This is a genomic window from Dysgonomonas sp. ZJ709 (assembly GCF_011039195.1).
Taxonomy (GTDB): Bacteria; Bacteroidota; Bacteroidia; order Bacteroidales; family Dysgonomonadaceae; genus Dysgonomonas.
In genome coordinates this window covers 103,639-125,967 of sequence record NZ_JAAKEM010000005.1, presented here as the reverse complement: position 1 = coordinate 125,967, position 22,329 = coordinate 103,639, and the positions used below count along the sequence as shown (strand labels likewise).

At 37.7% G+C, this 22,329-nt stretch carries 15 protein-coding genes; 12 read left to right on the top strand and 3 right to left on the bottom strand.

Annotation, left to right across the window (positions count from 1 at the left end; translation table 11 throughout):
- The first annotated feature begins 1 nt into the window (after window position 1).
- The 6 genes from G7Y56_RS05760 to G7Y56_RS05735 all read left to right on the top strand — a co-directional run bounded on the left by G7Y56_RS05760 (window position 2) and on the right by G7Y56_RS05735 (window position 8,144).
- Complete coding sequence (locus tag G7Y56_RS05760; RefSeq protein WP_165041840.1) at window positions 2-1,453, top strand: PA14 domain-containing protein; 1,452 nt, start codon at window positions 2-4, stop codon at window positions 1,451-1,453.
- 26 nt (window positions 1,454-1,479) lie between these two features.
- Window positions 1,480-3,096 (top strand): trehalase family glycosidase, encoded by a 1,617-nt coding sequence (locus G7Y56_RS05755; RefSeq protein WP_165041838.1) that lies wholly within the window; start codon window positions 1,480-1,482, stop codon window positions 3,094-3,096.
- 883 nt (window positions 3,097-3,979) lie between these two features.
- Window positions 3,980-4,183, top strand: coding sequence for a hypothetical protein (locus tag G7Y56_RS05750; RefSeq protein ID WP_165041836.1), 204 nt, complete (start codon window positions 3,980-3,982; stop codon window positions 4,181-4,183).
- A gap of 58 nt (window positions 4,184-4,241) precedes the next feature.
- The gene (locus tag G7Y56_RS05745) at window positions 4,242-5,933 is read left to right on the top strand and encodes a tetratricopeptide repeat protein (RefSeq protein ID WP_165041834.1); all 1,692 of its coding nucleotides are present in this window, start codon (window positions 4,242-4,244) and stop codon (window positions 5,931-5,933) included.
- A 258-nt stretch (window positions 5,934-6,191) separates the two neighbouring features.
- The gene (locus G7Y56_RS05740; RefSeq protein ID WP_165041832.1) at window positions 6,192-6,392 is read left to right on the top strand and encodes a hypothetical protein; all 201 of its coding nucleotides are present in this window, start codon (window positions 6,192-6,194) and stop codon (window positions 6,390-6,392) included.
- Window positions 6,393-6,470: 78 nt separating this feature from the next.
- On the top strand, window positions 6,471-8,144 hold the full coding sequence (locus G7Y56_RS05735) for a tetratricopeptide repeat protein (RefSeq protein WP_165041830.1): 1,674 nt from the start codon (window positions 6,471-6,473) through the stop codon (window positions 8,142-8,144).
- Window positions 8,145-8,218: 74 nt separating this feature from the next.
- Here the strand turns inward: G7Y56_RS05735 and G7Y56_RS05730 are convergent, their stop codons facing one another.
- Together G7Y56_RS05730 and G7Y56_RS05725 are read right to left on the bottom strand one after the other, a co-directional pair.
- The gene (locus G7Y56_RS05730; RefSeq protein WP_165041828.1) at window positions 8,219-9,775 is read right to left on the bottom strand and encodes a family 43 glycosylhydrolase; all 1,557 of its coding nucleotides are present in this window, start codon (window positions 9,773-9,775) and stop codon (window positions 8,219-8,221) included.
- A gap of 21 nt (window positions 9,776-9,796) precedes the next feature.
- Window positions 9,797-12,049, bottom strand: coding sequence for a GH92 family glycosyl hydrolase (locus G7Y56_RS05725; RefSeq protein ID WP_165041826.1), 2,253 nt, complete (start codon window positions 12,047-12,049; stop codon window positions 9,797-9,799).
- 391 nt (window positions 12,050-12,440) lie between these two features.
- Between G7Y56_RS05725 and G7Y56_RS05720 the strand changes: the two genes are divergently transcribed.
- From G7Y56_RS05720 to G7Y56_RS05705, 4 genes are all read left to right on the top strand, one after another.
- Complete coding sequence (locus tag G7Y56_RS05720; protein WP_165041824.1) at window positions 12,441-13,880, top strand: hypothetical protein; 1,440 nt, start codon at window positions 12,441-12,443, stop codon at window positions 13,878-13,880.
- 47 nt (window positions 13,881-13,927) lie between these two features.
- A complete protein-coding gene (locus G7Y56_RS05715; protein ID WP_165041822.1) occupies window positions 13,928-14,434 on the top strand; it encodes a hypothetical protein in 507 nt (168 codons plus the stop codon).
- Window positions 14,435-14,558: 124 nt separating this feature from the next.
- A complete protein-coding gene (locus G7Y56_RS05710; protein WP_165041820.1) occupies window positions 14,559-15,455 on the top strand; it encodes a DUF1080 domain-containing protein in 897 nt (298 codons plus the stop codon).
- Between the two features lie 71 nt (window positions 15,456-15,526).
- Entirely contained in the window at window positions 15,527-16,066 is a 540-nt protein-coding gene (locus G7Y56_RS05705) for a glutathione peroxidase (protein ID WP_165041818.1), read from the top strand.
- 157 nt (window positions 16,067-16,223) lie between these two features.
- Here G7Y56_RS05705 and G7Y56_RS05700 read toward each other — a convergent pair whose 3' ends face one another.
- Window positions 16,224-17,540 (bottom strand): UDP-glucose/GDP-mannose dehydrogenase family protein, encoded by a 1,317-nt coding sequence (locus G7Y56_RS05700; protein ID WP_165022546.1) that lies wholly within the window; start codon window positions 17,538-17,540, stop codon window positions 16,224-16,226.
- A 320-nt stretch (window positions 17,541-17,860) separates the two neighbouring features.
- On the opposite strand from G7Y56_RS05700, the gene purL reads away from it, so the two are divergent.
- Both purL and G7Y56_RS05690 read left to right on the top strand, forming a co-directional pair.
- On the top strand, window positions 17,861-21,544 hold the full coding sequence (purL, locus tag G7Y56_RS05695) for a phosphoribosylformylglycinamidine synthase (RefSeq protein WP_165041816.1): 3,684 nt from the start codon (window positions 17,861-17,863) through the stop codon (window positions 21,542-21,544).
- An 80-nt stretch (window positions 21,545-21,624) separates the two neighbouring features.
- Window positions 21,625-22,218: a hypothetical protein gene (locus G7Y56_RS05690; protein ID WP_165041814.1), complete on the top strand. Its 594-nt coding sequence runs from the start codon at window positions 21,625-21,627 to the stop codon at window positions 22,216-22,218.
- The last annotated feature ends 111 nt before the right edge of the window (window positions 22,219-22,329 follow it).

Sequence of the window (22,329 nt, the reverse complement as noted above, 5' to 3'; positions counted from 1 at the left end):
TATGAAAAAACAATTGATTTTTACAATCGCTCTCTTTCTTTGCTCTTTGGTTGCAAATGCATCCGATATACAATTGAAGTTCAATAAGAAAGGACAATTTAAGATAGCTCAATTCACAGATCTACATTGGATACATGGCTCTCCGAATTCCATCAAAACAGCAGAGACTATAAAACATGTATTGGAAACTGAAAAACCCGATGTAGCAATTCTCTCGGGTGATGTCGTTTGGAAAGATTCGGTAAAAGAAGGATGGCTCACGGTTGCTAAAATATTTGAAGAGGCTAAGACTCCTTGGGCAATAACGTTGGGAAACCACGATTCGGAAGACGATCTTACGCGCGATGGTGTATTTGAGTTTCTCGAAGGTATGCCTTACTATATAGGTGAACAAGGCGAAGAACTGACAGGTTGCGGTAATTATTCACTGCCAATATTAAGTTCGCAAGGCTCTAAAATTGCAGCGGTATTATACTGTGTGGACTCGAATGATTATCCTGCCGATCAAAAACTGGGTCACTATGATTGGATACATTTCGATCAGATAGATTGGTACAGAAAGACTAGCGATAAGTATACAGCTCAAAATAATGGGAAACCGCTCCCCTCTCTCGCTTTTTTTCATATTCCCCTTCCCGAATATAAAGAGATAATAGGAAAAGATACAACTCATGGAGCAAAAAACGAAGAAGGTGTTTCGTCACCCGTCGTTAATTCCGGCTTTTTCTGCTCGCTTATGGAGAAAGGTGATGTAATGGGTACATTCGTAGGACATGATCACGATAATAACTACATCGGCATACTCCACGACATAGCTCTTGCTTATGGGCGCGTGACGGGTGCTGATGCTTACGGTGATTTTGAAAGAGGTGCCCGTATTATTACAATGTACGAAGGAGAAAATCAGTTCGACACATGGATCAGAACTAAATCGGGGACTGATTTGCTGTATTATTATCCATCTGGAATATCGGCACAGGAAGAAGCGTCTGCTCAATACATGCCTGCGATAAAAACTAACCCTAAGAAGCAAGGTGTAGCTTATACCTACTATGAAGGAAGAATAAAATCGACCGACAGAATAGCATCATTAACGCCACTCAAAACGGGTATAATAAATAATATATCTTTAGCTCCTGCATCTGCACAAGACTCGTTTGCCTTTGAGTTTAAAACATTGATTAAAATATTGGAGAGGGGTATGTATCGTTTCTACACACATTCCGACGATGGCTCTAAGCTCTTTATAAATGGAAAACTCGTTGTCGATAACGATGGTTCGCACAATGCAAGGCGCAGAGAAGGCAAGATTGCTTTAGAAGCAGGCTATCACGAACTGAAAGTTCTTTATTTCGAAGATTATATGGGAGAAAGCCTCGAAGTCGGCATCTCCTCGCGTAGTATTCTCGAAATACCTATACCCGACAATATGTTGTATGTACCCGAAAAATAATAAACACTACTTATAGATATTCTGTTATGAAAAAATTATTATCAATATCGATAATCTTATTTGCGTCAATCCTGTTTTCTCCGAACCTGTTTTCGCAGGAAAATGATGCTGCTCCTCCAAAGTATAACTTGCCTTACAAAAACACATACGTAAAGGAAGCTCTTGTTGCCGAAAATGAATTTCGTGTAGCAAAGCCAAACCTCATTACTCCCAAAAGTTATGAGGAAGCCCGAAATATATTACCTAATCCAATTTGGGAAGGTCACGAAAAGGAACTCGAAATGTATTGGAGAGCATGGCAAATTGCTATCGGTAACATCAGACAACCGCAAGAAGGATCGGGATTTATATCTACCTATCTCGATACGGCTTACAACGGTAACATCTTCATGTGGGACTCGGCATTCATTATGATGTTTGCCCGCTACGGATACCGCTACTTCCCTTTCCAGAATACACTTGACAATTTCTATGCGAAGCAACATCCCGATGGATTTATCTGTCGCGAAATAAAGGGCGATGGTGCAGATTGTTTCGAGCGTTACGACCCTGTAAGTACAGGGCCTAACTTATTGCCTTGGAGCGAAATGCTTTATTATAAACAGTATGGCGATTCCGACCGTCTCAATAAGATATTCCCTGTACTATGCGCCTACTATAAATGGTTGAAACTGAATCATACATGGCCGAATGGTACATACTGGTCGAGCGGCTGGGGTACAGGTATGGACAATATGCCACGTGTACAATCCAAATACAGCATGATTTTCAGTCACGGTCACATGGTATGGCTGGATGCTTGTCTTCAACAAATATTTACGGCAAATATTCTGCTCGAAATGGGATTTTACCTCGAACGCTGGCAAGAGATTGAAGAATATGAAGATGAGATCAAGATGCTGACTAAGTATGTTCAGGACAATATGTGGGACGAGAAAACAGGATTCCTTTACGATCAGTATGCCGATGGCAGCTTATCTACAACTAAAGGGATTATTGCCTACTGGTCGCTATATACCGATGTATTGAACAAAGACAGAATGGACAGATTGGTAAAAGAACTGGATAACCCTAAGACCTTCAATCGTCCGCATAGAGTACCGTCTCTCTCTGCCGACAATCCTAAATATAACCCGCTAGGCCGCTACTGGCAAGGTGGTGTATGGCCGGGATCTAACTACATGGTAATAACAGGTCTCCAAAACAAAGGGTATTCGCAGATGGCAAAAGATATTGCCAGAAACCATTACAATCAGGTATTCGAGGTATATAAAAACACTGGTACATTCTGGGAATACTATGCTCCCGAAAAAACTGAACCGGGCTTTATGGCTCGCAAGGAGTTTGTGGGCTGGACTGGATTACCTCCTATTGCTGTATTTATAGAATATATATTAGGTATCCGTTCAGACTTCTCAAGCAATACCGTTGTATGGGATATCACCAATACCGAAGCACATGGTATGGAGCGTTATCCGTTTGGGCCAGAGGGCACAGTGGACTTTAAAGTAAATAAGAGAAGTTCGCAAGACGAAACTCCAAGTATTACAGTGAAATCGAATATTCCTTTCGAAATGACCATTCTTTGGGGTAAAGACAAGAGTAAGAAAGTAAGTATAAAAGAAGGTAGCCAGACTATCTAAGAAGAAAATATAATAATAATTAAAGACGGATAATCAGTACTAGACTGGTTATCCGTCTTTTTTGTAAAAGCCCTATCTAGGTTTTCTAAAGAGAGTATGTGAATTTATTGAGAAGATTAGATAAAGCTGACATATAAGAAAGACAAGGGCAGTCAAAAGTTTTATTATATATCATTTCTTATTTGTGTCAAACTCGCATAAATTACATATTCACGTACGAAAACTAACAATTCACGCCAATTCAATACACGAAACTCTATTTCAGAAACAAATTATAGTTATACATAATACCCTATTTACTAAAAAGATTAGATAGGGCTAGCATACAAGAAAGACAAGGTCAGTCAAAAGTTTTATCATATATCATTTCTTATTTATGTCAAACCCGCATAAATTACACATTCACGTACAAAAACTAATAATTCACGCCAATTCAACATACAGGGCCCTACTTCAGAAACAAATTATAGTTATACATAATATCCTATTTATTGAGAAGATTAGATAAGGTTGGCGTAAGAGATGATAGGCTCAGGTAAATATTTTATTATTTACAGTTTCTCTGTGTCAAATTCATGTTAATTACATATTCACGTACAAAAATTAATAATTCACGCCAATTTAACACACGAAACTTTATCTCAGAAATAAATAAAACGCATTTATGTAAAAATAAATTAAATAAAAGTTATTTTTAATTTATTTTTATTAATATTGCAGCGATTATTAAACAAAGAAAATAACAATAGAGTATAAACAATTTAATTTGACAATCATAGTTATTGCTAGGGCACTGGCACTTGACACGCTTATTATGAACTAGATAATAATTTAATGCTTAAACAATCTTACCTAATATATTTATTAAACTAACTTGAATATTATGAAAATGAAAAGACTTTTTTTAACAGTTGCTTTTATTATTGGTATAGTACTTTGCAATAGCTCTTGTTCTCAGGAAAACGAAATGGAAGGAGTGGTAGCGGGTGGCGGTCCTCTAAATAGTGCATTAAAAGAGAAAAAAACAGAATTACCAGCAAATAGCAAAAATGATAGCATCAATCAACTCAACCTCGAACTTGAGTAGATTTATATACAATTAAGATGTGGCTCTAAGTTAAATATATATCTTAAAAACTTTGTCTATGAAAACTTCTGTATGTGCAAAAATAAGCTGCTTTTTATTATTAGTTCTAAGCTCTTTATTTTCATGCAAAAAAGCCGATCGTTCTGTTGATCTACTCGCACAAGCACAAAATATTGTTGAAACTAAGCCTGTAGATGCGCTTAATTTGTTAGATTCTATTCACAATCCTAAAGACATGGATAGAGACAGTTATATGCAATATATTGTAACGTTGACTCAGGCCAAACTTATTGCGAATCAAGATGTAACTAATGACAGCCTTATTATCAAAGCGCAAAAATATTTCAATGATACAAAAAATCCACAGAAAGCAGCATTAGCTAATTTCTATGCAGGCCGTGTCTATCAAAAAAAACAAATGCACGATGAGGCTATGAAGGCATTCTTACAGGCTGAAACCGATGCCAGACAATCCAATAATAATATATTAATAGGAAAAAGTTTACATAATATAGGCTTTTCGTATTTTGAAAGGAGTATCATGGACAGTAGCATCGTTCGTGCACGACAAGCTTTAGATTATTACAACAAAAGCGACAATGCTGAACCATTCCAGGCGCAAACACTTAATTTAATAGGCCGTGCTTACGATGCAATTTGCATATATGACAGCGCTCTTTTTTATTTCGATAAAAGTTTTAAAATTGCAAATAAAATTAACAATAAACCTCTTGAGTCTATTGCTATTTCTAATATAGGAGTGGCATACCATGGGATGAAAGAATATAACAAAGCAGTAGATTATTATCATAAAGCTCTAACAATAACCTCGGATCCAGCTGACTCTGCAAGGATATATCTCAACTTTTCAAGATTATATAATGAAAATAATCAAACCGATTCAGCAATATATTATAGTAATTTAATGAAAGATAGGCTATCTCTCATTTCAGATAACCACATGATAAAAAAGGCTTATGAAACTCTTTCCAAATGTTATAAAGAAATAGGTAATGAGCAAAAAGCACAATATTACAGTGCATTGCAGAAACAGGTTGAGCAGAGAATAACGGAGGCCAATAATTCACAAAAACTATTAGAGATAGAAAAGAAGTATCAAGTGTCTTTGTCTCTTCGGAAAAAAGAATTGGAGCGTTTACAAATACTTTCATATCTTTATATATCTATCGGCATATCTGTTACTATATTAATTGTACTGATAACCTGGTTCAGAAATAAAAGCAACCGCTTAAAACATGCACAGCAAATAGAGAAGAATAAACTACTTGAGCAGAAACTCGAAAATCTATTGTTCCTTCAAAGCATTTATCAGCACATTATAACAGAATGGGTAAGCATCGAAGAAGAAGTAAAATCACTCGCTATTGAGTTTGGCGCACAAGAAGAACCGTCGATATATGGAAGAATAAGGAAGATGGTCGAAGAGGTGAAAACAAAGACAAACAGACAACTCATAGAAAATGCAAAAGATTATCTTAAAAAAGAACCTTTTGGCGAGCAGGCTATTGCTGCATTGAGTGATAAGGAATTGTTGATCAGTATGCTTTCGTTCTGTGGTTATAGCAAAAAAGAAATGACTCTTATATTGGGTGACATGGCAGGTTCAAAAAATCTGCATGTGCAAAAGTTGGATATACAACGAAAGTTATTAAATGCAGGTATGTCTGAGAGCAGAACTAATGAGATACTGTTTTCTAAAAATGGAGATAAGAACTCTTTATCCACATAATAGGGAGCTAAGCCAACACAGAAAATATATCAAATCCATATATTTAGACCCCAGAATATCACTAGCTTAAGATATTTTCTACTATTTTTACTATAAAATCACTTTATCAGAATCGAATAGTGGCATAAAAGACGTCACAACTCATTGTTTTTTATTAATATTGCAGTGTTTATTAAATTAAATATAACAAAATACATACAACTTTTTTTTATTATCTGGAATTTATCTGACACATCTCATTAAAATCACTATTACATTATGAAAATTAAAAGAATTATTTTGTCAACTATTTTTGTTGCAGGAATTATTGTTGCTAGTACATCTTGTTCTCAAACAGACGAGATGGATGATGGAGATACTGGTGGTGGCACTCGCCCCCCTTCTAATAGTTCAAAAGCCACAGAGATAGACTCGACTGAAAAAATAAAAAGCGATAGTATAAATTATACTCTAAAATAATCTTGTAATCAGATTTTTTTGAATTATAAAAGGTTTAGTGTATATATTCTGAACCTTTTATAATTCCATATATATTTTATGAAGATATCAGAATTAATAAAAGTAAAATATTTTTTTCTAATAATATTGGGTTGTCTCTTTGCATGCGAAAAGAATAATAATCCTAGCAATTTATTAGATGAAGCTTTAGCAATAGTAGAAAATAATCCTAGCGATGCTCTTATTTTGCTTGACTCTATAAATAATCCAGAGAACATGGATAAAGATGACTACATGAAGTTTGTTACTACTTATGTTGAAGCAAGGTTCAAAATGGATCACGACATGATAGAGGACACTCTAATATTTGAGGCTCAAAAACATTTTAATTTACAAAACAATACCTATTATACTCCTTTAGCAAATTATTACGCAGGTATTGTCTACTATGATAAACAAGTGTATGACAAATCGTTGGAATGCTTCTTAAAAGCAAGTGAATCAGCCAGAAAAAGTAATAACAATAAATTAATCGGAAAAAGCCTGCATGCTATAGGTAATCTATACTTTGACCGAAACGTTATGGACAGCGCTATTCTCCGTTACAATGAAGCTCTTATTTATTATAATAAAGAACAAAATACAGGTCAATTACAAGGACAAGTAACGAATTTAATTGGTCGTGCCTACGAAGCTATTGATAATTTAGATAGTGCTTACTTCTATTTCGATAAAAGTTTAGAGATAGCGAATAAACTCAACGACAGACCATCTCAAGCTATAGCAACATCCAACATTGGTGTTGTTTTCCGAAGAATGGAAGACTATAATAAAGCAGCAGCCTATTTTCTCAAATCGCTTGAGCAAACATCTAACTCAAATGATTCTTTACGTATATATCTCAATCTGTCAAAACTATATAATAAAAAAAACCAACTGGATTCTTCAAAGTACTACATCGATCTTATGGAAGATCGATTAGCTGAGATAAAAAATAACAAAACTCTTTTAAGCGCTTATGGCTCTCTTTCTACATATAACAGACAATCTGGGAATGAACAGAAAGCTGAATATTATAATAAATTAGAAGAGGAAATTAGAAATAGAATAACAGAAGCCAATAATTCTCAAAAGCTAATAGAGATAGAGAAAAAATACCAGATGTCTCTACGAGAAAAAGAGTTAGAGAGTTTACAAATACGCTCATACCTTTATATGTCTATCGGCATATCTGTAGCCATACTGATTGTATTGATAACTTGGTTCAGAAATAGAAACAACCGCTTGAAACATGCACAGGAAGTAGAAAAGAATAAATTACTTGAACAAAAACTTGAGAATCTGTTATTTCTACAAAGCATCTATCACAATATTATAACAGAATGGGCAGGTATAGAAGACGAAGTTAAATCTTTAGCTCTTGACTTGGGAGTGAAAGAAGAACCAACTATATATCTAAGAATCAGAAAAATGGTTGAAAACGTAAAAGGGAAGACAAATCAACAACTAATAGAAAATGCGAAAGATTTTCTGAAAAAAGAACCTTTTGGTGAGCAAGCTATCGAACTGTTGAATGAAAAAGAATTACTTATCATTATGCTTTCCTATTGCAAATACAGCAAAAAGGAAATGTCTATTATATTAGGAGATATGGCAGGATCTAAAAATCTGCATGTACAAAAACTAGATATACAACGAAAACTATTGAATTTAGGAATGACTGAATCCAGAACGAATGAAATATTATTTGCTAAGAATGATGATAAGAAATAATATTCATTAATATATAACATAGAAAGGGCTACTCTTAATGAGCAGCCCTTTTTATATCAAATTTATATAAGTCCTTAAAATTTATTATCTATGGTAAAGTAAGAGAATATACCCTTATCATTTCCATTCTCGCTATTCACAAACAAACCAACGCGCACACCTTTACCCCATTGAGGCAAGAAGCCGCCATCTACGACACTGTTACCTTCGGGAAATGAAGTCCAATCTTTAGAATCTACCGACCAAGAGAAACGGAATGATCGGGCATTGACAGATTGTACTTTCAAAACTACTTTTTTAGCGTCCACTTGCTTCGAAAATAATTCGGTCTTTACACCTTTTACATACTTATATAGTTTAACAGACGATCCGCTCACACCCCATACAAAGAGGTTATCCTTATTACCATAAACAGCAAGCCCTTTGAGATTGGCTCCTGCATTTTCGACTTCTGTTTGCATCACATAATTTCCTGTTTTGGGATTGATTCCTCTGAATACCATGTTGTTATTTTCGGTCACACGCATAGTCATCTTATCATTTCCTTTTATGATTTCGGGCTTAGGCAAATTCATATCCCACAACCAATATTGATCGTTGGAGGCAGTTGTGAAATTATCGTGAAACTGATACTCTCTTTTTTGCACTGTCCCTTCGAATGGAACCGGCGCTTGGGCAGAAGGCGTATTGCCATGTTTGAAATAAGGCCATCCCGTAGTCTCATCCCAAAGCATTTCGTCTAGTAAACCTTGTCTGCCTACAAAATCAAAATCGTAGGTTTGATAAGCGTGATATAAGTAGAAATATCGTCCGTCGGGTGTTTGTACCAGCGTACCGTGCCCCGAACAATTCCACAAATCGCCGCCTTCTAATATAGGGTTAGGCTCGTATTGTTCCCAATCGCCCTTTAGCGATTTAGAACGGGCTACATGCACACGGTAATCACATCTGAAATCGCAGCATCCGCCTATCGAGTATAGCATATAGTAATATCCGTTGTGCTTCACAATACATTGTCCTTCGTCCCCTCTTTCTATCCATCCTTTACTAGGTAATGATATACTAAAAGGTTCTCCGACTAATGATAAACCATCCGCACTTAGTTCCGAACCAAGTAACTCGATAGGCCTATCATCCAAGCCATAAGCCTTCCATGTAATATAGAGTTTACCATCATCGTCTTTGTTGATATAAGCATCAATAGCCTCCTTGCCCCAATCGACGATTATACCATGATCGGTAAAGCCTTTGGTAATATCTTTCGTAGTGGCAACGCCTATACATGTGATATTATCACTCTTTCGTCGGGCTGTATAATATACATAGAAAGTACCATCGTTATAAAACAGTTCGGGTGCCCAGCAATCGCCTTTTATCCATGCAGGAGGATCGGTGAAAACACTTCCTATTCTATCCCAATTGACTAGATCTTTGGAATGATACAGTGGATAACTGGGTGCAAAATCGGATGTTGTTCCCGCAGCATAATAATCCTCACCTACACGAATCACCGTAGGATCGGGAAAGTCACCAGATATGACAGGATTGCGATAGGTATTTTCTATATTCTTCTGTGCAAAAAGAGAACACGAGAGAAGAAACAATATACCTATATATAATAGTTTTTTCATAGCATTAGATTTAAAAGAATATTAAAGTTTCTCTGCCGATGGAGGAACATTTTCCGGTGCTGCACCCCATTTGGTATTTGCTTTATTTCCCATTATAAGAACGAGCTTTCCACCATTAGCTATATCGCTATGGCTGAACCAAGGTTTATCCCATGTCTTACCATTCAATGTTGCCGATTGAATATACTTGTTTTCATCAGAGCAGTTTACAGCTTCCACTTCGAAAACCTTACCATTACTCATTGTCATCTTAGCATTCTTAAACAACGGACTGCCGATATTATAAGTTGGCGAACCCGGAGTCACAGGATAAAATCCCATTGCCGAGAATACAACGAAAGCCGATGTACCACCACCGTCTTCATCACCTGGAACGCCCATAAGATCGTTGCGGAACCATTCTTTAAGCAATGTTCTGATTCTCTTTTGAGTCATCCATGGCTGACCGGCATAATTGTACAAATACGGGATATGCAATGAAGGTTCGTTAGCCATAGAAAACTGACCTACGTTTCCTGTATGATCGGGTAATTGTGCATAGAATTCAAATTTGCTTTTACCTAATGGTTCTCTGAATGTTTGGTTCAGATTGTCCACAAAGTTTTTAGGTGAACCCATCAAGCTGATCAGATCGGCAGGATTGTGAGGCACATCCCAACGATATACATAAGCATTATTTTCTGAATAATAGTCTCTTGCTCCCATACCACCTGAATAGCGGTAATCGAAAGGCTCTATAAAATTGCCGTCACTATCTTTCGGATGAAAGAATGCTGTCTGAGCATTGTATAGGTTACGATAGTTATACGAACGATTCAAGAAATATTTATAATCGTCTGTCTTGCCCAATTGTTTAGCTATTTGTGCCAAGCACCAATCATCGTAGCAAGCACCAAGAGTCACAGCAACAGGCTGTCTTTTCTCCCACGAATGAGCACCTTTTATATATTCTTTTTCTCCGACTTTCAAAGCAGGGAAATATCCGTTCTTTTCATAAAACGCTTCCCATTCAGTATTAGGAATACGTGTCCAAGGCAACCACGACTTTTCTGTCATCGCACCTTTACAAGCTTTATAAGCCGCTTCTAAATCATATCCTCTAAGCCCTTTACAATATGCATCCCACACTACTGCAACAGCATGATTGCCGTTCATACGGTGGCTGTCGCCTGTTACTTCGGGGAAGGTTGGCATCCAGCCCTCTTTGGTTTGTTGCGCCATACGGATATATGAACTGACCATATCATTTTCGGCATCTGCTTCGATAAGTACACGTAGAGGATGGGTAGCACGGTAAGTGTCCCAAATCCAATCGTCAGTATAGAAAGGAGTGCCCTCATCACTTTTCACAGTATTAGTAAATGCACTGTAATAGTTTCCATCTTCCGAAATATTTATCATACGCTCGTATGTTCTGTACAATGATGTATAGAATATTGTCTTATGGTCAAGATCATCTCCCTCAACCATAATTTTACCCAATACTTCATTCCATTTAGTACGTGCCACTTGAGCTATCTCATCTACACTATATGTATTGATCTCTCTCTTCAGGTTTTTCTTAGCCTGCTCGCTGCTGATAAAAGAGATACCATAGCGCACATTTATTTGCTTGTCTTTAAACACCAAAGCTATCGCCTGATTTTTTCCATCTACCGATTTCGTTTTATAATCGATTGTATTATTAGCTATGCTACCTGCTTTCTCTACTTTCTGTTGGGTTTCGAGATACAGATACACTTTTGTACCGTTCCTATTTATTATCTGATAGCCTGATAATACCGAGCCGTCAAAATCGAGCTTTCCGTTGCGGGTATTCACAACCAACATATTGTCACCTGCTTTTTCGAAGTCGATACTATATACAGCTGCCTGATGCGATGGTGCAAAATCGGCTGTTACATGTTCGTCATCCAGATAAACGGAATATCTGTAAGGTGTAATCTTTTCGTTATCATAAGAATATGATTTCACAGCAGGAATATCTTTCGTCCCACCATTAATAGGGCTGATATTAAATGCCGAACTTCCACGATGGCTGGTTACTATAACCGGCAATCCTGCTACCTGATCGCTGGTAAAATCGGCACGCTCCGGATATACCCTCAACATGCTGAATGGTAGGTGTACCGTAGGATAAGTAGGGACTAAAAGATGGCTGATATTACCCATATATGGGTTGACATAATCAACCGGAGTTTTTGCGACTTGGGCATTACATGTAAAAACAGCCAGCAAAAACAGGACAATAAAATTTGAGACTTTTTTCTTCATCTGGTATTAGTTATTATATAAGATTTTGAATTTCAGTATTCGATAATCAAAAATACAAGCAATATTTTGATAAAAAAAGAAGATCGGCACTTTATCGACTTGGTTATTCACTTTTTGTGTCAGGTGTCAACACACAGTTGTGGAAATATGGTTAAAAGTTAGGAATAATAAAATCAAAATGTAAGATCAGACCCATGTTTTATAACACATAATAATAACTAAATATACCTTAAACCAAAATCGAAACAACAGGTCTTATTAACAAAGCGTAAGATTAACCCATTTAAAATTTATTATTATGAAAACATAACCCAAACCCGTCTTTCGATTAGCAGCATACAAGATATGCGATCTAAGATAAATCTAAAATAACACCTAATACTTTACCGCTATGAAACAGATACTATTTTTATCGACAATCGGTCTACTTGCTTTTCAACTAAGTTGTAAAGAAGCTACAAGTAATAAGGAAAACGAAAACAAAGAGAGTGAACAGGCAGATACCATCCCCACAAATAGAACTACTGCCGATGATACTATTTCTTATTACCAAAAACCCACTCTATATGATAATGCAACAAAAGTGTACTCCGCAGATGATGATTTGCAGGCGAATGCGAGTAGGAATAGCAATAACCTTTCTATTAATTCGGTTCCTCTTTATTTGAAATCCATCGCTCCTGTTGATATTCAAAGCAATTCGGTTGCGGAATATTATATATCGGACAGTGATTATCCAGCTGTAAACGAGTCGGACAATTATTACTATTATCAACCCAATAATTACAATGATGTATATTACGAAGATTACTATTATCCGTCATATACAGATAATTATTACGATTATAACCAATATTATTATGACGACTATTACTATCAACCTAGTTATCCGATAACACCTCCATTAAACAGACCAAATAAACCACGACCTCCTCATAAGCCAAAACCGGAACGCCCGACTAAACCCATTGTTCCCGAAAGGCCGAATGGGAACAGACCGTCTGTGAGACCGAAACCGGAAGTACCAACAAGACCTGTATCTCCCCAACCGGAGGAAACTGAAGATATCAGAATATCTTCCAGACCAAAGCCCGAATCGACTAAGCCTGAAAATATAACCGGATCGCGTCCGAATCAAAGGCCGAATACAGAGACTTCGAGCAGACCGACATCAACCAGCGAGATAAGATCGTCTCAAAGAGTATCATCGGAACAAACTGATAAAAGTGCCGAAGAAGCGAGAAACAAAAGATTGAAAGAGCAACAGGCAGAACAAGAAAAACTAGCCCGTGACAGACAAGATGCAAACAATCAAAGACAACGAGAAGACCAAGCCAAACAAGAAAGAGAAAAGCAAGAAGCTGAAAGCCGCAGACAACGTGAAGTTCAAGAGAGACAAGATAATGAAAGACGGGAGACAGAAAGTCGTAGACAACGGGAAGACCAAGCCAAACAGGAAAGAGAAAAGCAAGAAGCTGAAAGCCGTAGACAACGTGAAGTTCAAGAGAGACAAGATAATGAAAGACGGGAGGCAGAAAGTCGCAGACAAAGGGAAGACCAAGCCAAACAGGAAAGAGAAAAGCAAGAAGCTGAAAGCCGCAGGCAACGTGAAGTTCAAGAGAGACAAGATAATGAAAGACGGGAGGCAGAAAGTCGCAGACAACGGGAAGACCAAGTCAAACAGGAAAGAGAAAGACAAGAGACTGAAAGCCGCAGGCAACGTGAAACTCAAGAAAGACAAGATAGGGAAAGGCGCGAAACTGAAAGTCGCAGACAACAAGAAACACAACAAGCAGCGACAAGCCGATCAACAAGTGGAGGCAGACGCTAACCCAACAGCTAAATATATATTATTGAAAAACTAAATATTACACAGTTATGAAAAAGCTATTAATACTATTATTCACAGCACTAACATTTGCAGCGTGTGAGGGACCCGAAGGCCCGATGGGTATGACTGGTCTGACAGGACAACAAGGTGAGCAGGGACTACAAGGCCAACAAGGTGAGCCCGGAGAGCCCGGCTACGGAACAAGCTGGTATGTGACATCATTTACAATACAAAGCAATGAATGGCAACTGATGGGGGCTCCGGGAGAACTTAACTCATACTATTATCTGGATATGTCATTACCCGAACTCAATAACTTTGTCTTCAATCAAGGAACTGTAGTCGCTTACATAGAGACAGAGAAAGACATTAAAAATGGTTTGCCGTATGTCTTGCACAAGGGTGGCTCTGATAACCAAGGTGAATTCCTATGGACTCAAACCTACGATTTTGATTTTTATCCCAAAGGTGTACGGTTCTATCTGACTTATTCTGACTTTAATACCCAAATCCCTCCGGATACCGAAACATTCCATATTGTGCTTATGTGGTAATATTTTTACATTTTCAAAGAAAACAGGATATAGCTTTAGGTTATATCCTGTTTTTTATTATATTTACAAACAAGTGCTTTTATAAGGCATTTACTCATAATAAATTAACTGACCCTTACCTCGAATGAAAAAGACATGCTCAGGACTTAAAGTTCTTCCTTTACTCTTGCCTCTTCTATTAGGCATCTCTTTTTCTGCCAGCAAGAGCATAGAAAAAGACGAATGGACTTCCCTTCTCGATAAAGATTTGTCACAGTGGCGCACCTATCTCAGTTACGAAATCAAAAATGGATATAACGGCAGTGTCCCTGTCGATGCTAAAGGCGATACAATCCAACCGATCGGCTATGACAATAATGCTAAAAATGTATTTACAGTCAATGAAGAATCAGGAACCCCCATATTGAGAATTAGCGGAGAAATATATGGCTGCTTGTTTACAAAGAACAGTTATAAAAACTATCGGTTCAAACTGAAAATGAAATGGGGTAACAAAAAATGGGAGCCCAGACTAGATGAACCTCTCGATTCGGGTATCCTATACCATTCGCAGGGAGAAGCAGGTGTCGATTACTGGAGAAGTTGGATGCTTAGCCACGAGTTTCAATTAATCGAAGAAAGTAGCGGTGATTATTGGAGTATCGGTAATTCACAAGTAAAGATACCGGCACAAAAAGAAGGTGATTTATTACGTTTCGATCCCCAAGGCAAACTACTTTCAGTAGGTACAGGAAGCGAAAATGGCGGATTTTGCGGCGTTCGTAAAAGTGCAGACAAACCTGTCGGTGAATGGAATGATATAGAACTAGTCTGTTATGAAGGTAAAAGCCTTTATATTGTAAATGGAGAAGTAGTAATGGCTCTCTCTAACCTCACATATACTGACGGCGATGTAAAGAAACCGCTCATAGAAGGAGCAATACAACTGCAAAGTGAAGCTGGAGAGGTATTCTTTAAAGACATAAAAATCAAAGAGATTGATACTGCTCCCGAGGAATTTTCAATTTATTTTAAAGTATAATAAAAAGATTGAACAAAAATTAAAACATTCTTGAAGTATCGAACGTTATATAAAAATAAAAAGCAGAACAGATGAAACAGTTTTTTTGTATTCTTTTACTTACTCTTACAACAATAACAGCAATGGGACAGAATAAATCTCTTTACGATTTTAAAGTAAAAGACATAGACGGAAAAGATTTTAATCTATCAGAACTTAAAGGAAAAAAGGTTTTAGTAGTAAATGTGGCTTCCAAGTGTGGACTGACACCTCAATATGAGAAATTACAAAATTTGTATACTCAATATAAAGATAAAAACTTCGTCATAATTGGTTTTCCATCCAACGATTTCAAAGGGCAGGAACCCGGCAGCAACGAACAAATTAAAGAATTCTGTTCGCTAACCTACGGAGTCACCTTTCCGATGATGAGTAAAGTAGATGTGGTAGGCGACAACAAAGCACCTATTTACAAATGGCTTACAGAAAAAGCGGAGAATGGTAAAATGGATGCCGAAGTAGAATGGAACTTTCAAAAATTCATGGTTGACGAAAAAGGTCAGCTTGTAGATTTTGTACCTCCTCGTGAAGATCCTTTTTCTGAAAAGATCATTAAATGGATTGAACAATAAAATAAGACACAATACAATAGAGTTCATTATTTTTTTCACTAACGTTCCGCGTTATTACGGACTTCCCAACCACAGATGCAAACACATTTTATTTTTTTATATTAAAAAAGCTCGCAGATTAAATCTACGAGCTTTTTGTTTTTCCTAATATATCTTATCAGATTCCTATACCAAAGTAGTCGAAACCTGTTTCAATCATTTCTTGTTTATTATAGATATTACGTCCGTCAAACACAACAGGTTTTTTCATCGTTTTCTTTATTACCTCCCATGTCGGCAAACGGAACTCGTTCCACTCGGTAACCATAAGAATAGCATCAGCATCAAGTGTCGCATCGTATATATCTTTAGCATATACAACTGTATCGCCCAATTTATGCCTAGCCTCTTCCATTGCTACCGGATCGTACGTTCTAACCTTTCCTCCGGCCTTTATAATCTTGTCGATCAGCACCAATGCAGGAGCTTCGCGCATATCGTCGGTCTTCGGTTTAAATGCCAATCCCCATACTGCGATAGTCTTTCCTTTTATATCGCCACCATAGTATTTCATCAGTTTCTCGAAAAGAACATTTTTTTGCGATTCGTTTACACGCTCTACAGCGTCCAATATTCGCATATCGTAGCCTTGCTTTTTTGCTGTATTGATTAATGCTTTCACATCTTTCGGGAAACAGCTTCCACCATAACCACAACCAGAATAAAGGAATTTAGAACCAATACGGGCATCGGAACCAATACCTTTACGTACCATATTCACATCTGCACCTACTATCTCGCAAAGATTAGCAATTTCATTCATAAAGCTGATGCGAGTTGCAAGCATTGCATTAGCTGCATACTTAATCATTTCAGCAGAAGGAATATCAGTATATATAATGCGGTAATTATTCAGTGTAAACGGTTTATACAGGCGCTCTATTAATTTCTTAGCATCGTCAGATTCCAAGCCAACCACTACACGGTCGGGTTGCATAAAGTCTGAAATAGCTGCTCCTTCTTTCAAAAACTCAGGATTTGATGCCACATCGAACTTAACGTCCGACTTACCTCTTTTATCCAATTCTTCCTGAACTGCTTGTTTTACCAACTTAGCAGTACCTACCGGCACAGTGCTTTTAGTTACAACAACTATATATTTATTCAGGTTTCGTCCTACTGTGCGTGCCACATCCAAAACATATTTCAAATCGGCACTACCATCCTCATCGGGAGGTGTTCCCACGGCAGAAAAAACTATATCTACATCATTAAGTATCGAACTAAGATCGGTAGTAAAATGTAAGCGACCGGCTTTGTGGTTACGTTCAACCATTTCATCCAATCCCGGTTCGAAAATAGGTATAATACCATTTTTCAGATTATCGATCTTCTTTTGATCGATATCCACACAGTAAACATCTGTACCCATTTCGGCGAAACAAGTCCCTGTAACTAAACCTACATATCCTGTACCAACAATTGCTATTTTCATTCTGAATATTTTGACATTATTTGCAACAATTTGTGTATTAAATACGGTGCAAAGATAAGTAAAATACTAAGTAAAATATGAGTAAAACACTCAAAAATAAGTAAAATACACACTTTGCATGGCGTTCCATTCTCAAATAAATATGATCTACAGCCTAACTGACTTTTTGTAAAGAAAAATTCTATATTTTATATCCTCATACAAAACTCTATTTAGATTTTAATTTCTACATTTTCGCAATTTAGCATACCTAGATTATGCTTTCTTTTCACTAACTTTGTCTACCTATTTATAATAGCTTATATTAATTGGATAAAAGTATGATTTCTTTCTTTCAGACCTCTTCAAAGAACATTATTGCTGTTCAGACAAAAGTTAGTATCAATGCCGATTTCGTCGAGCGCCTCACTTGGGCATTTAGTGGTGCAACCCTGCTTGAAGCTGATAAAGTTTCAGGCTTTTTTGTTGGTCCCCGCCGCGAAATGATCACACCTTGGAGTACCAATGCTGTAGAAATAACGCAAAACATGGGAGTTGAAGGTATTCTTCGTATCGAAGAATTCTTTACTGTATCGTCTAAAGACGCAGCGCACGACCCAATGCTTCAGCGGGTATACGACGGATTGAATCAGGAGATGTTTACCATCGACAAACAACCCGATCCGATTATCGAAATTGATGATATAGCTGTATATAATAAGCAAGAAGGCTTAGCATTGAGCGAAGACGAAATAGAATATCTGAATGATGTTAGCAAAAGATTAGGCAGAAAGCTGACCGACAGTGAAGTATTTGGATTCTCGCAAGTAAATTCAGAACATTGCCGACACAAAATATTCAATGGTAAATTTATCATTGACGGAGAAGAAAAAGAAAGTTCTCTATTTAAACTAATCAAAAAAACAGCAGCAACCAATCCGAACAAATTGGTTTCGGCATACAAAGATAACGTAGCATTCAACGATGGTCCCGAAATAGAACAATTTGCACCGACAGATGGCGATAAACCAAGCTATTTCGAAACAAGGCCAATCAAATCGGTGATTTCGGTAAAGGCTGAAACTCATAACTTCCCTACTACCGTAGAGCCGTTCAATGGTGCTGCAACAGGTTCGGGTGGTGAGATTCGTGACCGTTTAGGCGGAGGTAAAGCCTCTTTGCCTATTGCAGGAACAGCAGTATATATGACTTCTTATCCTCGCACAAAAGCAGGAAAAGCTTGGGAACAAATAATGCCCGAAAGACCTTGGTTGTACCAAACACCAGAGGAAATTCTGATAAAAGCTTCGAACGGAGCTTCCGATTTTGGAAACAAATTTGGTCAACCACTTATCTGCGGTTCGTTACTTACATTCGAACACGAAGAGAATCAAAAGAAATTTGCTTTCGACAAAGTAATCATGCTTGCCGGAGGTGTAGGGTATGCTAATAAACGTGATGCGCTAAAAGGCGAACCTAAACCCGGTGAGAAAGTAGTTATACTTGGTGGCGACAATTACCGTATCGGTATGGGTGGTGGAGCAGTATCCTCAGTAGACACAGGCGAATTTTCGAGTGGTATAGAATTAAACGCTGTACAACGTGCCAATCCCGAAATGCAAAAACGTACTGCTAACGTAATACGTGCTCTAGCAGAATCGAACGACAATCCGATTGTATCTATTCACGACCACGGCGCAGGCGGACACTTAAACTGTTTATCGGAACTGGTTGAAACTACCGGCGGAAAAATAGACGTATCTAAACTTCCCGTGGGTGACCCTACCCTATCGTCGAAAGAGATTGTGGGTAACGAAAGTCAGGAACGTATGGGATTATTGATCCCAGAAGAAGCTACCAAAAGAATAGAGCGTATTGCTTCGCGTGAGCGTTCACCGATGTATGTAGTAGGTGAAACAACAAACGATATGAAGTTCGTATTCGAACAAGCAGATGGAAAACGTCCTATCGATCTTAAATTAGAAGATTTCTTCGGTAAAGCTCCGCAAACTATAATGCGTGATACGACCATAGAAGAAGAGTTCTCTAATCCCGATTACGATCTTTCTAAATTAGAAGAATATATAAAGAATGTGTTGCAACTCGAAGCTGTTGCTTCTAAAGACTGGTTAACAAACAAAGTTGACCGCTCTGTAACAGGTAAAGTTGCCCGCCAGCAAACACAAGGTGAAATACAACTACCACTAAGCGACCTTGGTGCTGTGGCTTTAGACTATCACGGAAAAGCAGGTATAGCAACATCTATCGGTCATGCACCGCAAGCTGCAATGGTAGATCCTGCCGCAGGTTCGGTATTGGCTATAGCAGAATCGTTGACCAATATAGTATTTGCTCCGATGGCCGAAGGTCTGAAAAGCATTTCGCTAAGTGCCAACTGGATGTGGCCATGTAAAAATCCGGGTGAAGATGCCCGTTTGTACAAAGCAGTAGAAGCTTGTTCAGAATTTGCATGCGATTTGGGAATCAATATCCCGACAGGAAAAGACTCTTTGTCGATGACTCAAAAATATGGCGATGAAAAAGTTTATTCTCCGGGAACTGTTATAATTTCGGCAGCAGGCGAAGTAAGCAACATCCGTAAGATTGTATCACCAGTGTTGGCTTATATCAAAGGAACATACTTATACTATATAGATTTCTCGTTCGACACATTCAAACTCGGTGGTTCGGCATTTGCCCAAACTCTTGGTAAATTGGGTGAAGAAGTACCAACAGTTACAGATAGCGAATATTTCAAAAATGCATTTATAGCTGTTCAGGAACTGATCAATAGAGGACTAATCCTTGCAGGACACGACGTGTCGGCAGGAGGTATGGTTACAACAATGCTCGAAATGTGTTTCGCCAATCCGCAAGGTGGTTTGGATACACGTTTAGATAAAATTCGCAATACTGACCTTATTAAGATCTTATTTGCTGAAAATCCGGGTATTCTTGTTCAGGTGAAACATCATCATTTGGTAGAAAAAATCCTGGATGATTACGGTGTTGGCTTTGCTATTGTAGCACGCCCTATCGAAGAACGTAAGTTGATTATACAGAAAGATGAATTCCGTCAGGAATTTGATATTGATGAATTGCGCGATGTATGGTATGAGCCATCATACTTACTAGACAGAAAACAAAGCGGAGAAACTTTAGCAAAAGCCCGTTTCGAAAATTACAAGAAGCAGCTGTTGCAATTCAAGTTCAATCCTAATTTCACAGGGCGATTCGCTCAATACGATATTAACCCGAACCGTACTGCTCCAACAGGCATCAAGGCGGCTATTATCCGCGAAAAAGGAACGAATGGCGAGCGCGAAATGGCTTACTCGCTATATCTTGCCGGTTTCGATGTGAAAGACGTACATATGACCGACTTGGCAACAGGGCGCGAAACCCTCGAAGATATCAATCTGATTGTATTCTGCGGTGGATTCTCCAACTCCGACGTACTTGGTTCGGCTAAAGGCTGGGCGGGTAGCTTTATGTATAACGAAAAGGCAAAGGAAACTTTACGCAAGTACTACGAACGTAAAGATACATTGAGTCTGGGTGTATGTAACGGATGTCAGTTGATGATGGAACTGGGACTTGTATATCCCGAACATGATGTGAAAGCGAAAATGGAACACAACAGTTCGCACAAATTCGAATCGACATACGTAAGTGTTGAGATTCCTAAAAACGAATCTGTTATGCTAGGTTCACTTTCGGGCAACAAGATCGGTATCTGGGTAGCACATGGCGAAGGTCGTTTCTCTATGCCTAAAGCTGAATCAGAATACAAGATTATTGCAAAATATATTTATGACGAATATCCGGGTAACCCGAATGGTTCGGACTATAATACAGCTGGTCTTTGTTCGGCAGATGGTCGTCATTTAGTTATGATGCCTCACTTAGAACGCTCTCTGTTCCCATGGCAAAATGCCTACTATCCGTTCGAGCATCGCAAGGATGATGTAACTCCTTGGATGGAAGCATTTGTGAATGCCAGAGAGTGGATAAAAAATAATTAATCTAAGAATAATTTATCCCGTCTGTTGTTCTTAGTTTTTTAAGAATAAAAGACGGGATTTATAATGCACAATACATAATAATGAGAAACTTTATTCTAGGAATAGTATTCTTTTTATCACTGCAATTATCTGCGCAAGAACTTAGTTTATGGAACTTAAAATATGGAATAACGCAAAAACAAGCCATTACCCAGATAGCAAAAGAACGTGGATTGACTGATCCGGTAATAATTAATGACACGGCAGATAGTGATAATATTTTAATTTACTATTCTGATTGCCCCTTTGCGGGTGAGGATGCAGAGCTTGTAACATTGAGTTTCTATAAAGATCAATTTTACAGAGCTATAATCATGCTAAAACCAAAAGAATCGAGATTATTGACTAAATACGACTCTCTTGTAGACGATATATCTACTAAATATGGGAAACCAGACAAAAAGATGTATAGTTTTGATTATCCCTTTGAAGAGGGTGACGGATATGAGCTATCGGCAATAAAAAGTGGTAAATCGAACATTGCATCCAGATGGAGTATTCCTAATAGAATGCCCACATCTACAGTCGCGATAGTTATAACAGATCAAGCCAAGATAGCAGTCTTATACGATTATTTGAAGATTAGCGACATCGTTGATGTTAAAGAAAAAAATAAGAATCTGAAAGATTTGTAAATGATATAAGTCCCTTGCATACTAATTATATTTCCACTTTATTTCACTATATTTGTTACAATACCGAAATAATTTGGAGTATGTCATTAGAAAAATAGTAGAACACATTAT